Origin of the sequence: Collinsella sp. AM28-11LB, assembly GCF_003469895.1 — a bacterium.
Taxonomy (GTDB): Bacteria; Actinomycetota; Coriobacteriia; order Coriobacteriales; family Coriobacteriaceae; genus Collinsella.
Genome location: NZ_QSKJ01000005.1, coordinates 68,899 through 82,535, shown reverse-complemented (window position 1 = coordinate 82,535; position 13,637 = coordinate 68,899). Strand labels below are relative to the sequence as shown.

The following is a 13,637-nucleotide window of genomic DNA, read 5'->3' as shown; positions in this document are numbered from 1 at the left end:
GACTGTGGCAGATTTCGAAGCTACTGATTTTGACTCGGTAAAGATCTCCCTTGCCTCCGCCGACCAGATCCGTTCCTGGTCGCACGGTGAGGTCAAGAAGCCGGAGACCATCAATTACCGTACCCTCAAGCCCGAGAAGGACGGCCTGTTCTGCGAGAAGATCTTCGGTCCCGCCAAGGACTGGGAGTGCTCCTGCGGCAAGTACAAGGGCATCCGCTTTAAGGGCATCGTCTGCGAGCGCTGCGGCGTCGAGGTCACCTCGGCCAAGGTGCGTCGCGACCGCATGGGCCACATCGAGCTCGCCGCTCCGGTGTCCCACATCTGGTACTTCAAGAGCCCCACGAGCTTCCCGATGAGCCGTATGCTCGACATCAAGTCCAAGGACCTCGAGAAGGTTCTGTACTTTGCCAGCTACATCATCACCGAGGTTGACTACGAGGCTCGCGAGGCCGACGCCGACGACCTGCGCGAGGAGCTCGCTGCCGATCTGGAAGAGATCGATGCCGAGTGCGCCCGCCAGATCGAGTCCCTCAAGGAGCAGGGCGACCCCGAGAACTTTGACGAGTTCTCCGACGAGGAACCGCTGACCCCTGAGGAGATCGCCTCTGGCATCGTCGACATCGAGGAAGAGTGCAAGGACGAGAAGCAGCTCCGCACGGACGCCTTCAACGCCTTCATGAAGCTCACCGAGCGCGACCTCATCTCCGATGAGCCGCTGTTCCGCGAGATGACCCGCTACTACTCCATGTACTTCAAGGGTGGCATGGGTGCCGAGGCCGTCCGCGACCTGCTCGCTGCCATCGACCTTCCTTCCGAGGCCGAGAAGCTTAAGGCCATCATCGCCGACGAGGATTCCCAGAAGCAGAAGCGCGAGAAGGCCGTTAAGCGCCTCGAGGTCGTTGACGCCTTCCTGAAGGGCGGCAACAGCCCCGCGAACATGATCCTGGACGTCATCCCGGTCATTCCGCCCGATCTGCGCCCGATGGTCCAGCTCGACGGCGGCCGCTTCGCTGCGTCCGACCTCAACGACCTGTATCGTCGCGTGATCAACCGTAACAACCGACTCAAGCGCCTGCTCGACCTGGACGCCCCCGCGATCATCGTGAACAACGAGAAGCGCATGCTCCAGGAGTCCGTGGACGCCCTGTTCGACAACGGCCGTCGTGGTCGCCCGGTCTCTGGCCGTGGCGGTCGCCCGCTCAAGTCGCTCGCCGAGGCCCTCAAGGGCAAGCAGGGTCGTTTCCGTCAGAACCTGCTGGGTAAGCGTGTCGACTACTCCGGCCGTTCGGTTATCGTTACCGACCCCAAGCTGCTGCTGCACCAGTGCGGTCTGCCTAAGACCATGGCGCTGGAGCTCTTCAAGCCCTTCGTCATGAAGCGCCTGGTCGAGCTCGGCAAGGTCGAGAACATCAAGGGCGCCAAGCGCGCTATCGACCGCGGTGCCACCTTTGTGTGGGACATCCTCGAAGAGGTCATCGACGGCCGCGTCGTACTGCTCAACCGTGCACCGACTCTGCACCGTCTGTCCATCCAGGCCTTTGAGCCGGTGCTGGTCGAGGGCAAGGCTATCCACCTGCACCCGCTGGTCTGCTCGCCCTTCAACGCCGACTTCGACGGCGACCAGATGTCTGTCCACGTGCCGCTGTCCAGCCAGGCTCAGGCCGAGGCTCGCGTGCTCATGCTCTCTGCGAACAACCTGCGCTCGCCGGCATCCGGCAAGCCGGTCAACATTCCCTCGCAGGACATGATCATCGGTGTGTACTACCTGACCCAGGTTCGCGACGGCCTGCCGGGCGAGAACCACGTGTTCTCGAGCTTCGACGACGCGCTGCACGCCTATGACTGCCGCTCCGAGGTCGACATGCAGGCCAAGATTCAGGTCCGCGTGTCCGCCGAGAACGCCAACGTCATCAACGAGGACGGCACCCGTATCTTCCGCGTCAAGAACGGCAAGAACGAGTTCGTCGACTTCGACGTCACCGGCAACAAGACCGCGCGCTTCGAGACCTCTATCGGCCGCATCATCTTCAACCGCCAGTGCCTGCCCGAAGACTACGAGTTCATGAACTACAAGATGGTCAAGGGCGACGTGGCCAAGCTGGTTGCAGACTGCTGCGATCGCTACCCCGAGGCCAAGGTCGGTCCGATCCTCGACGCCATCAAGTACTCCGGCTTCCACTACGCTACCCGCGCCGGCCTCACCATTTCGGTGTGGGACGCTCTCATCCCTGCCGAGAAGCAGGAGCTGCTCGACCGCGCCCAGGCCAACGTCGACCAGATCAACGAGTACTTCGAGGAGGGCTTCATCAACGAGACGGAGCGCCACATCGAAGTCGTTAACGAGTGGACCGCTTGTACCGATAAGGTTGCAGCGCTCATGCTCGACATGTTCGACGAGGAGAACCCGCTGTACATGATGGCCGACTCCGGCGCCCGTGGTTCTAAGACCCAGCTGCGTCAGCTCGGCGGCATGCGTGGCCTGATGGCAGACATGTCCGGCGAGACGATCGACCTTCCCATTAAGGCGAACTTCCGCGAGGGCCTGCTGCCACTCGAGTACTTCATTTCGACCTACGGCGCCCGTAAGGGCCTGGTCGATACCGCATCCCACACCTCGGACTCTGGTTACCTGACCCGTCGTCTGGTCGACGTGGCCCAGGACGTCATCGTCCGCGAGGAGGACTGCGGTACGCACGAGGGCGTTACCTACAACCTCATCATCCCCGGCACCACCGACCTCAACACCGACCTCGTCGGCCGTTGCTTCATCCAGGACGTCGTGGCTCCCGATGGCACCGTGCTCTTTGAACAGGACGGCTACATCGAGAAGGTTGCCGACATCCAGAAGATGGTCGATGCGGGCCTCAAGAAGGTCAAGCTCCGCGCGCTGCTCACCTGCCGCTCCAAGTACGGCGTGTGTCAGAAGTGCTACGGTTGGGATCTTTCCACCCGTCGTCCGGTCGCCATCGGTACTGCCGTCGGCATTATTGCCGCCCAGTCCATCGGCGAGCCCGGTACGCAGCTTACGATGCGTACCATTCACTCCGGCGGCGTCGCTGGCGTCGACGATATTACGCAGGGTCTGCCTACGGTCAGCCGTATGTTCGATATCGTCGGCAACGTCAACGAGAAGATTCTGGGTCGCGAGGCCGAGCTGGCTCCGTACTCCGGTCACCTCTCGATTAAGCCCGAGAAGTCCGAGTACGTGCTGACGCTCACCGACTCCGAGGATCACACCCGTGTTCTCGACGAGCGTCGCGTCCCCGCTTCGGTGCGCTTCATGCCCGAGATCGAGGACGGCTGCGAGGTTCGCGCCGGCGACCAGATCACCAAGGGCTTCGTCAACTTCCGCAACCTGCGCAAGCTGACCGACATCGAGTCGACGATGCACACCTTCGTCGAGAGCGTTAAGGACGTCTACACCAGCCAGGGCGTCGACCTGAACGACAAGCACATCGAGGTGCTCGCACGTCAGATGCTGCGTCGCGTTCAGATCACCAACCCCGGCGACTCCAAGTACCTGCTTGGTCAGTACGTCGACCGCTATGAGTTCGCCGACGAGGTTGAGCGCGTTGCCCGCCTGGGCGGTCAGGCTCCCGTGGCCGAGCCCGTCATCCTGGGTACGCTCAAGGTCGCGTCCAACATCGACTCCTGGCTGTCGAGCGCTTCGTTCATCCGTACCGCTGGCGTCCTTACCGAGGCTGCCATCGAGGGCAAGGTCGACCACCTGCTCGACCTTAAGTCCAACGTCATCGTCGGTAAGAAGATCCCGGCTGGTACCGGCCTCAAGCCGTACGCCAACGCCAAGCTGACGTATCGCACGGCCGACGGCTACGTGGACATCGACGGCCCGGCTTCGCCCAACGCCAAGTCGCTGCCCGAGTGGGCTCCTGTGGAGCTCAAGGACCTGGACGAGCAGCTCCCGCAGCAGCTCGACTGGGCCGGCTACGATGAGTTCGGTGGTGCTGACGGTTCGTTCACCCGCAACGGCCACACCATCTCCGCCGAGAAGGCTCGCCTGTACCTGTTCGACGACCTGGGCGTGTCGCAGCGCTGGACCAACAAGTTCAGCGAGGTCGGCATCGAGACGGTCGGCGACTTGGTCGGCAAGTCCGAGGAGGATCTGCTGCGCATCGATGGTATCGGTGCCAAGGCGATCGAGGAGCTCCGTGACGGTCTGGAGGCCCACGACCTGCTCTACATCCTCGAGAACAACGACGACGTCGCCGACGAGGAAGACCTCTCGCAGCTGCTGCAGATGGTCTTTAGCCCCGACGGTCCGGACGACATCCTGCTGGGCACCTCCGCTCCGACGCATCACGCCGACGACGAGGAGGAGCTCCTGGGCGCTCCGATCGACGACAAGAAGGCTCCCGCCAATGGTGCCATCAACGAGGACATGGCTTCCCTCGACGAGCTGCTCAACCAGCTCGTAGACACCGACGACGCCGAAGAGGCCAAGGACAACGACGAGGAGTAATTTCCTAGTACGTTAACCGCCCTTCCAAAGACCCGCTTCCCAACAGGGGAGCGGGTCTTTTTTGGTGAGGAACGTTGCCCCGACGAGCACGTCGGATTCCCGGAACGGGCGGCCCGCTGTTTAAGTTTGTCGCGAGTTCCGCACGCAAAGGAAAGCACTTAATGTGCTTTCCGTCTTGCGCAGGACTGTAGAGCAGCAAACTTAACCAGCGGGCCGCCCGGACCGGGAGTCCAACCCCGCGCACAGGAGGGGATTCCGTTTGTGTAGGCTTTGCGGAAATGTGCCAATTTTGGGATACGCCCGGCGGCGTGGTCTGTTGACGGCACAGCTAACGCCACGTATCCTATCGAACTGCGTGTTTCGTAGGGGGATGCTGACCCCTCGATTCAAGCCGTTGCACTTTACAGAAAGCTGGAATCATTCGAGAAGGAGTACGCTTTGCCTACTATTAACCAGCTGGTTCGCCAGGGCCGCCGTTCCGTGCCCAAGAAGTCCAAGAACGCTGCTCTGCAGCACAACTCCCAGAAGCGTGGCGTGTGCACCCGCGTCTTCACCACGAGCCCCAAGAAGCCGAACTCGGCTCTTCGTAAGGTTGCCCGTGTTCGCCTCGTCAACGGCATCGAAGTTACCGCTTACATCCCGGGTGAGGGCCACAACCTGCAGGAGCACTCCATCGTGCTCGTCCGTGGCGGTCGTGTCCGTGACCTCCCTGGTGTCCGTTATCACGTCATCCGTGGCGCCTATGACGCTGCTCCGGTCCAGAACCGTATGCAGGCCCGTTCCAAGTACGGTGCTAAGCGCCCCAAGGCCAAATAAGCCAGATAACGTTTTGATACTTTCGCCGTGTGCCGTCTTGAGCGCCGCACGGTAGACACTTAAGGAGATTTCACATGCCGCGTCGTGCAGCAGCTAATCGTCGTGAGGTTCAGCCTGACGCCGTTTACAACAACCGCCTGGTGACTCAGCTCATCAACAAGGTCCTTCTTGACGGCAAGAAGGCCACCGCTGAGCGCATCGTTTACACCGCTTTCGAGATCGTTGCCGAGAAGTCCGAGGGCGGCGACGCTCTCGCTACCTTCAAGAAGGCTATGGACAACGTCAAGCCCACGCTCGAGGTTAAGCCCAAGCGTGTCGGTGGCGCTACCTATCAGGTCCCGATGGAGGTCAACTCCCGTCGTTCCACCGCTCTGGGTATCCGCTGGATCGTCAACTTCTCCCGCGCTCGCAAGGAGAAGACCATGGCCGAGCGTCTCGCCAACGAGATCCTCGACGCTTCCAACGGCCTGGGCGCTTCCGTCAAGAAGCGTGAGGACGTCTTCAAGATGGCCGAGGCCAACCGCGCGTTCTCTCACTATCGTTGGTAAGTTAAGGTAAGGAACTAACATGGCTAAGCCTAAGTACAAGCTTTCCGATACCCGTAACATCGGCATTATGGCCCACATCGATGCCGGTAAGACCACCACGACCGAGCGTATTCTTTACTACACCGGTAAGACCCACAAGATCGGTGAGGTCCATGAGGGCGCTGCCACCATGGACTGGATGGTTCAGGAGCAGGAGCGCGGCGTAACCATTACCTCCGCTGCTACCACCTGCTTCTGGAACAAGGACGGTAAGGACTACCGCATCCAGATCATCGACACCCCGGGCCACGTTGACTTCACCGCCGAGGTCGAGCGCTGCCTGCGCGTCCTCGATGGCGCTGTCGCCGTCTTCGACGCCGTTGCCGGCGTTCAGCCCCAGTCTGAGACCGTTTGGCGTCAGGCTTCTACCTTCAACGTCCCCCGCATCGCCTTCATCAACAAGTATGACCGCGTGGGCGCTGACTTCTTCAACGCTATCGAGACCATGAAGGATCGTCTCGACGCTAACGCCGTGGCCGCTCAGGTCCCGATGGGCGCCGAGGACAACTTCTGGGGCGTCATCGACCTCGTCACCATGACCGCTTGGGACTTTAAGGCCGACGAGAAGGGCATGACCTACCCCGAGCCGATGGACGAGATCCCGGCTGAGTTCGCTGACATCGTTGCCACCAAGCGCGAGGAGCTCCTCGACGCCGCTGCCAGCTTTGATGACGAGCTCATGGAGAAGATCCTCATGGAGGAGGACTTCACCGTCGAGGAGCTCAAGGCCGCTCTGCGCAAGGGCGTTCTGGCCAACGAGCTCAACCTCGTCTTCGTGGGTTCCGCCTACAAGAACAAGGGCGTTCAGGAGCTGCTCGACGCTGTTGTCGACTACCTGCCCAGCCCGCTCGACGTCAAGGCCGTCACCGGTACCGATCCGGACACCGGCGAGGAGATCGAGCGTCATCCTGACTTCGACGAGCCCTTCTCCGGCCTGGTCTTCAAGATCATGACCGACCCGTTCGTCGGTAAGCTCACCTACGTCCGCGTTTACTCCGGTCGTGCCGAGTCCGGCTCCTACGTTGTCAACGCTTCCAACGGTCAGCGCGAGCGCCTCGGCCGCATCCTCGAGATGAACGCCGCCGAGCGTATCGACCGTGATGACGCTGCCGCCGGCGACATCGTCGCTTGCGTCGGCTTCAAGAACTCCACCACCGGTGACACCCTGTGCGCCGAGGGCAAGGAGATCGTCCTCGAGAAGATCGAGTTCGCCAAGCCCGTTATCGACGTTGCCATTGAGCCCAAGTCCAAGGCCGAGCAGGACAAGATGTCTCTGGCTCTGACCAAGCTCGCCGAGGAGGACCCGACCTTTACGGTGTCCACCAACCACGAGACCGGTCAGACCATCATCGCCGGCATGGGCGAGCTGCACCTCGAGATCATCGTCGACCGTCTGCTCCGCGAGTTCAAGGTTGACGCTAACGTTGGTAAGCCCCAGGTTGCCTACCGCGAGACCGCTGGTCACGACGTCGAGAAGGCTGAGGGCAAGTTCGTCCGTCAGTCCGGTGGTCGCGGTCAGTACGGCCATGCCGTCATCAAGCTCGAGAAGATGGAGGAGGGCTTCGGCTACGAGTTCGTCAACGCTATCGTCGGCGGTGTCGTGCCCAAGGAGTACATCCCGTCCATCGACAAGGGCATCCAGGAGGCCCTGAACACCGGTGTTATCGCCGGCTTCCCGGTCCTCGACGTTAAGGTCACCCTGTTCGACGGTTCTTACCACGAGGTCGACTCCTCCGAGGCCGCCTTCAAGATCGCCGGTTCCATGGCTATCAAGGACGCTCTCAAGAAGTCTGACCCGCAGCTGCTCGAGCCGATAATGGCTGTCGAGGTCGAGACCCCCGAGCAGTACATGGGCGACGTTATGGGCAACCTCTCCGGTCGCCGCGGCAAGATCGAGGGCATGGAAGATCGCAAGAACAGCAAGCTCATCCGTGCCAAGGTGCCGCTGGGCGAGATGTTCGGTTACGCTACCGACCTTCGCTCCCAGACCCAGGGCCGTGCATCCTACACGATGCAGTTCGACTCTTATGAGCCCGCGCCCAAGTCCATCGTGGACGAGGTCATGAGCAAGAACGCCTAAGTTCGAGCTCCCTGTTACGTAATCCGCGAGAACATCTCTCGCACTCTTTGGAGGTTTAAGTTGGCTACCCAGAAGATCCGCATTCGCCTCAAGGGCTATGATCACGAGGTCGTCGATCAGTCCGCGAAGCTCATCGTCGAGACCGCTCAGAAGACCGGTGCTCGCGTTTCCGGTCCTGTCCCCCTGCCCACCGAGCGCAACCTGTACACGGTCATCCGCTCGCCGCACGTGAACAAGGACTCCCGTGAGCAGTTCGAGATGCGCACCCACAAGCGCCTCATCGACATCCTCGACCCCACCTCGGGCACCGTTGATTCGCTCATGCGTCTCGACCTTCCCGCTGGTGTCGATATCGACATCAAGCTCTAAGCTTTTTGCTCGATCGCACGATTGATAAGGCCGCAGCCCTTTGGGTTGCGGCCTTTTTGTATCGATGCTGTAAAGGGTCTACACTACTGAGCTATTCGACAAACGGGTGTATGAGTAACGCTGTTGGGGGCAGGTAAAGATGGCCGAGTGGATTGTTAAACGAGCACAAGGTGACCGTGCGCGCGTGGGCACGTTGACGGGCGTGGTGTGCATTATCGCCAATGTGGCACTTTGCGCTGCAAAGGGCGTAATTGGCGTGCTGTCGGGGTCGGTTTCAATCGTGGCGGACGCCATGAACAACCTGTCCGACGCCAGCTCAAACATCGTGAGCGTGCTTGGCTTTAAGCTGGCGAGTAAGCCGGCGGACCCTGAGCATCCTTACGGACATGGACGCTACGAGTATCTCTCGGGCCTGGTCGTGGCGGCGCTCGTGCTGCTCATCGGCCTTGAGCTAATCAAATCCTCGGTTGAACGCATCATCCATCCCGAGCCAGTTGAGTTCTCGCTTGCCCTGGTTGCGGTCCTGCTGCTTTCGATGGTCATTAAGCTGTGGATGGCGGCCCTCAACCAAAAGCTCGGCGACCGTATTGAGTCCGAGACGCTGCATGCGACGGCTCAGGATTCCAAGAACGATGTTCTTGCCACGGGTGCTGTGCTGGCATGTGCGATTGTTTCTCAGGTGACGCATGTCAATCTTGATGCCTGGGTCGGCCTTGCCGTTGGCGCCTATATTGGCTGGAGCGGCTTTGAGCTTATCCAAGATACGGTGAGCCCGCTTTTGGGCCAAGCACCCGACCCCAAACTGGTCAAGCATATCCGTGGCAAGATCATGAGTTATCCCGGTGTTTTGGGCGTGCATGACCTGATGGTTCACGATTACGGTCCGGGCAGGAAGTTTGCGAGCGCCCACGCCGAGATGGCAGCTGAGGTCAGTCCACTAGAGAGCCATGACACGCTCGATAACATCGAACAGTCGTTTAAGGACGAAGACGGCATGATCGTCACGCTCCATTACGACCCCATCGTGACCGACGACCCCAAGGTGGCGAGCATGCGTTTGTGCATTAACGCTATGGCTCAACAGATCGATAGCCGCCTTTCGATTCACGACTTGCGCTGCGTGCCGGGCCCTACGCACACCAACGTGATCTTTGACTGCGTGCGTCCCTCGGATCTGCAGATGAGTGCCGAAGACGTAAAGCACACGCTGGCCCAGAGGGTCGAATCCGAATATCCTAAGTCGATTGCCAAGATTACGATTGACGAAGACTACGTAGGCCATGCCCACGAGTAGGGCTGTGTCGGCAAAGTAATGTATGCAGAAGGGGAGAACATGAAGAGGCTGTATCTGCTCCGCCATGGCCAGACGGAATTCAACGTCAAAAAGCTGGTCCAGGGCCGCTGCGATTCACCGTTGACCGACCTAGGCCGCAAACAAGCGGGAATGGCGGCCGCATGGCTCAAGGGCCACGACGTCGTCCCCGACAAAGCGGTCTCATCGCCCTTAGGCCGAGCTATGGACACGGCAAGTCTCGTCGCAACCGAACTCCTCGGCTCGGACGCAGTCGTCGAACCCTGCGAAGGCATCATCGAGCGCAGCTACGGTACCTTCGAAGAAGGCCCCCACGATGCCCTTCCCACCGACGTCTGGGATCCGGGCGAGGATTTGGTCCCCTTTGGAGGAGAGGGAAGCAAAGCGTTGCAAGAACGCATGGTAGCCACCCTCACCAATCTCATAAGCGCCGAGGATATCGAGACCCTCCTAGCAGTAAGCCACGGCAGCGCCAGCCGCCAATTCATCAAGGCCGCAGCCCCAGAGGGCTTTGAGCTCCCAGCAAAACTCCCCAACTGTGCCATCATGATCTTCGATTTCGATGAGGCGAAGCCACAAGCAGAAGGCGAGCCAATGCAATGCAAGTTCACCCTCCAGCAAATAGTGGACCCCCAACAAGGTAATTAGCTGAGCGAGCAGGGTTAAGCAGACATCAACGTGTCGTCTCCCGAGCTTTGGCGGAGGGGCGGGCCCGAGACTAATTAAGGTTGTCGCGAGTTCCGCACGAACAGGAGAGCACTTAATGTGCTCTCCGTCGTGAGCAGGACTGTAGAGCAGCAACCTTAATTAGTCTCGGGCCCGCCCCTCCGCCAAAGCCCAGGCGACTCCACGCACTTTACCTGCGTAAACAATGTGAGTGAAATATGAATCTCGATGGATACGCCCGCAGCCGTGTATACTAAACAGCTGTGTGAAACCAGGGGAGTATTCTGGCTGGACAAAATGCCTGCTTAATAGGGTTGTCAGGTAGTTCGGGCACAATACAAGGCTGGGGAGCACGTTGTGTAAGTAGTGGTCCTCTAGGGGCGTACGCTCGGTGGTGTACGCATTGTCCCAAGACCACGCGAGAGTTGGGATCATATCTTGATCAGCATGATTCTCGGCCGCAAGATTGGCATGACCCAGGTTTGGGACGAGAACGACAACGTCGTTCCCGTCACGGTCATCCAGGCTGGCCCCTGCGCTGTCTCGCAGGTTAAAACTCAGGCAACCGACGGCTATGACGCCGTCCAGATCGGTTTCGGCGACATCAAGGCCAAGAACGTGAACAAGCCCATGGCTGGTCACTTCGCCAAGGCTGGCGTCGAGCCTGTCCGCTTCCTTCGTGAGGTCCGCGTCGAGAACGGCGAGGAGCACAAGGTCGGCGAGGTCGTTACCGTCGCTGATTTCGCCGATGTCGAGAAGGTCGACGTCATCGGCACCTCCAAGGGTAAGGGCTTCCAGGGTCGCATCAAGCGCTGGGGTCAGCGCCGCGGTCCTATGACGCATGGTTCTCACTTCCAGCGTCACCCCGGTTCTATCGGTCAGTGCGCCTATCCTGCGCGCGTCCTCAAGGGCGTCAAGATGGCCGGTCACATGGGTAACGAGCGCGTTACCGTCAAGAACCTTTCCGTTGTCCGCATCGATGCCGAGCAGAACCTCATCTTGGTCAAGGGCGCTGTCCCGGGTGCCAAGAATGGTCTCGTCGCCATCCGTATGGCCTAAGGGCCCAGCCCATTTAGCCCAGCGTCATACCAAGGAGAACACTTAAATGGCAAAGTTTGAAGTAAAGAACAGCGAGGGCAAGAAGGTCGCCGAGGCCGAGCTCGCCGCTGAGGTGTACGGCATCGAGCCGAACATCCACGTTATGCACCACATCGTCAAGTGCCAGATGGCCTCTTGGCGTCAGGGCACCCAGTCTGCTAAGGGTCGCTCTGAGGTTTCCGGTGGCGGCAAGAAGCCTTGGCGTCAGAAGGGTACTGGCCGTGCCCGCCAGGGTTCCATCCGTGCTGCCCAGTGGCGTCACGGTGGCGTCGTCTTCGCCCCCAAGCCCCGTTCCTACGCTAAGCGTATGAACAACAAGGAGGTCAAGCTGGCTATGCGCTCCGCGCTGTCCGCCAAGCTGGCCGATGGCGAGCTCGTGCTCGTCGACGACTACGGCTTCGAGAAGCCTTCCACCAAGGCTGCCGTTGCCATGCTCAAGGCTCTCGGCCTTGAGGGCAAGCGTCTGACCATCATCGTTCGCGATGAGGACGTCAACGCCTACCTGTCGTTCCGCAACATTCCCAAGACGTTCATCATCACCGCCGACGAGGCCAACACCTACGATCTCGTCAACAACAACGCTGTGCTGATGCCCGCCGACATCGCCGCTCACTTCGGGGAGGTGCTTGCATAAATGACCGCCCACGAGATCATCATCCGTCCGATCGTGTCCGAGCGTTCCTTCTCCGGCATGGAGCAGAACAAGTACACGTTCGAGGTCGCCAAGGATGCTAACAAGTATCAGATCAAGGACGCTGTCGAGGAGATCTTCGGAGTCAAGGTCGTTCGCGTGAACACCCTGACGGTCAAGCCCAAGACCAAGCGCGTGCGCTATGTCGCCGGCAAGACCCGTTCTTGGAAGAAGGCCATCGTCACGCTGGCCGAGGGCGACACCATCGAGGTCTTTGGCAACCAGGCCTAAGACTCGCTGCTGTTGAGTGAGCTCATGCCTCCCAAATAGGGGAGGCGAGAGCTCAAGGTTTTGGGCGTATAAAATGGACACGCCCGGAACCGTGTATACGTCCGGTGTCATCGCACCCGAGGCAGAACCTCGAATCCCTGTCTGCGATGGCTAACGGATTCCTATTGAAAGGGATTGTAATGGCTGTAAAGCACCTTAAGCCGACCTCCGCTGGTAGGCGTTGGCAGACGATCTCCGACTTCTCCGAGATCACCTGCACCAAGCCCGAGAAGTCTCTTCTCGAGCCCCTGCCCAAGAAGGCCGGTCGTAACAACAACGGCCGCATCACCACCCGCCACCAGGGCGGCGGCGTGAAGCGTCGTTACCGCGTGATCGACTTCAAGCGCAACAAGGACGGCGTGCCCGCCAAGGTTGCCACGATCGAGTACGATCCGAACCGTTCCGCTCGCATCGCTCTGCTGCACTACGCTGACGGTGAGAAGCGCTACATCCTGGCCCCCAAGGGCCTCGAGGTCGGTCAGACCATCATGTCCGGTTCTGACGCCGACATCAAGCCGGGCAACGCTCTGCCCCTCGCCGACATCCCCGTCGGTACGCTCATCCACGCCGTCGAGTTCCAGCCGGGCAAGGGCGCTGCTATCGCCCGTTCCGCCGGTAACTCCTGCCAGCTGATGGGTAAGGAGGGCAAGTACGCTATCGTCCGTATGCCTTCCTCCGAGATGCGCCGCATCCTCGTTACCTGCCGCGCCACCGTCGGTGAGGTCGGCAACGCCGATCACGCCAACATCGTCATCGGCAAGGCCGGCCGTAAGCGTCACATGAACGTGCGTCCGACCGTCCGCGGTACCGTCATGAACCCTGTCGACCACCCGCACGGCGGTGGCGAGGGCAAGAACCACACCTCTGGTCGTCCCTCTGTTACCCCCTGGGGTAAGCCGACGAAGGGCCTTCGTACGCGCAAGAAGAAGAAGGTCTCGAACCAGCACATCATTCGTCGCCGTAAGAAGTAATTTCGGATACCGAGTTTTAGGAGAAAGCACTTATGAGCAGAAGTCTCAAAAAGGGCCCGTTCGTGGAGACTCGCCTTCTCTCGCGTATCACCGCGATGAACGAGGCTGGCAAGAAGGACGTCGTGAAGACCTGGTCCCGCGCGTCCACTATCTTCCCCGAGATGGTTGGTCACACCATCGCCGTCCACGACGGCCGCAAGCATGTGCCCGTGTATGTTACCGAGTCCATGGTTGGTCACAAGCTCGGCGAGTTCGCGCCGACTCGTACGTTCCGTGGCCACAAGGCCAAATAGGGGG

The 13,637-nt window shown here is 60.2% G+C and carries 12 protein-coding genes; all 12 read left to right on the top strand.

Going from position 1 to position 13,637, the window contains the following annotated elements; translation table 11 throughout:
- The first annotated feature begins 4 nt into the window (after nucleotides 1-4).
- The 12 genes from DW732_RS04820 (at nucleotide 5) to rpsS (ending at nucleotide 13,633) form a co-directional block, all read left to right on the top strand.
- Nucleotides 5-4,480 (top strand): DNA-directed RNA polymerase subunit beta', encoded by a 4,476-nt coding sequence (locus DW732_RS04820; protein WP_199569748.1) that lies wholly within the window; start codon nucleotides 5-7, stop codon nucleotides 4,478-4,480.
- A 438-nt stretch (nucleotides 4,481-4,918) separates the two neighbouring features.
- Nucleotides 4,919-5,296, top strand: coding sequence for a 30S ribosomal protein S12 (gene rpsL / locus DW732_RS04815; protein ID WP_006235012.1), 378 nt, complete (start codon nucleotides 4,919-4,921; stop codon nucleotides 5,294-5,296).
- Nucleotides 5,297-5,370: 74 nt separating this feature from the next.
- A complete protein-coding gene (gene rpsG / locus DW732_RS04810) occupies nucleotides 5,371-5,844 on the top strand; it encodes a 30S ribosomal protein S7 (protein WP_006235013.1) in 474 nt (157 codons plus the stop codon).
- Between the two features lie 19 nt (nucleotides 5,845-5,863).
- Nucleotides 5,864-7,963: an elongation factor G gene (fusA, locus tag DW732_RS04805; RefSeq protein ID WP_118098954.1), complete on the top strand. Its 2,100-nt coding sequence runs from the start codon at nucleotides 5,864-5,866 to the stop codon at nucleotides 7,961-7,963.
- Between the two features lie 60 nt (nucleotides 7,964-8,023).
- Entirely contained in the window at nucleotides 8,024-8,332 is a 309-nt protein-coding gene (gene rpsJ, locus DW732_RS04800) for a 30S ribosomal protein S10 (RefSeq protein WP_022094184.1), read from the top strand.
- Nucleotides 8,333-8,471: 139 nt separating this feature from the next.
- A complete protein-coding gene (locus tag DW732_RS04795; RefSeq protein WP_118098953.1) occupies nucleotides 8,472-9,626 on the top strand; it encodes a cation diffusion facilitator family transporter in 1,155 nt (384 codons plus the stop codon).
- A 39-nt stretch (nucleotides 9,627-9,665) separates the two neighbouring features.
- Nucleotides 9,666-10,292: a histidine phosphatase family protein gene (locus tag DW732_RS04790; protein WP_158567355.1), complete on the top strand. Its 627-nt coding sequence runs from the start codon at nucleotides 9,666-9,668 to the stop codon at nucleotides 10,290-10,292.
- A 456-nt stretch (nucleotides 10,293-10,748) separates the two neighbouring features.
- Nucleotides 10,749-11,369: a 50S ribosomal protein L3 gene (gene rplC / locus DW732_RS04785; RefSeq protein WP_089572481.1), complete on the top strand. Its 621-nt coding sequence runs from the start codon at nucleotides 10,749-10,751 to the stop codon at nucleotides 11,367-11,369.
- 46 nt (nucleotides 11,370-11,415) lie between these two features.
- Nucleotides 11,416-12,042, top strand: coding sequence for a 50S ribosomal protein L4 (gene rplD / locus DW732_RS04780; protein ID WP_006235032.1), 627 nt, complete (start codon nucleotides 11,416-11,418; stop codon nucleotides 12,040-12,042).
- The gene (gene rplW, locus DW732_RS04775; RefSeq protein ID WP_006235033.1) at nucleotides 12,043-12,330 is read left to right on the top strand and encodes a 50S ribosomal protein L23; all 288 of its coding nucleotides are present in this window, start codon (nucleotides 12,043-12,045) and stop codon (nucleotides 12,328-12,330) included.
- A 179-nt stretch (nucleotides 12,331-12,509) separates the two neighbouring features.
- Complete coding sequence (gene rplB, locus DW732_RS04770; protein WP_055250219.1) at nucleotides 12,510-13,340, top strand: 50S ribosomal protein L2; 831 nt, start codon at nucleotides 12,510-12,512, stop codon at nucleotides 13,338-13,340.
- Between the two features lie 32 nt (nucleotides 13,341-13,372).
- Entirely contained in the window at nucleotides 13,373-13,633 is a 261-nt protein-coding gene (gene rpsS / locus DW732_RS04765; protein WP_006235035.1) for a 30S ribosomal protein S19, read from the top strand.
- Nucleotides 13,634-13,637 lie beyond the last annotated feature (4 nt).

Coding starts and splice junctions, on each gene's coding strand:
- rpsG (WP_006235013.1), top strand. CDS start 5,371: ATGCCGCGTCGTGCAGCAGCTAATCGTCGTGAGGTTCAGCCTGACGCC.
- fusA (WP_118098954.1), top strand. CDS start 5,864: ATGGCTAAGCCTAAGTACAAGCTTTCCGATACCCGTAACATCGGCATT.
- DW732_RS04795 (WP_118098953.1), top strand. CDS start 8,472: ATGGCCGAGTGGATTGTTAAACGAGCACAAGGTGACCGTGCGCGCGTG.
- DW732_RS04790 (WP_158567355.1), top strand. CDS start 9,666: ATGAAGAGGCTGTATCTGCTCCGCCATGGCCAGACGGAATTCAACGTC.
- rplD (WP_006235032.1), top strand. CDS start 11,416: ATGGCAAAGTTTGAAGTAAAGAACAGCGAGGGCAAGAAGGTCGCCGAG.
- rplW (WP_006235033.1), top strand. CDS start 12,043: ATGACCGCCCACGAGATCATCATCCGTCCGATCGTGTCCGAGCGTTCC.
- rplB (WP_055250219.1), top strand. CDS start 12,510: ATGGCTGTAAAGCACCTTAAGCCGACCTCCGCTGGTAGGCGTTGGCAG.
- rpsS (WP_006235035.1), top strand. CDS start 13,373: ATGAGCAGAAGTCTCAAAAAGGGCCCGTTCGTGGAGACTCGCCTTCTC.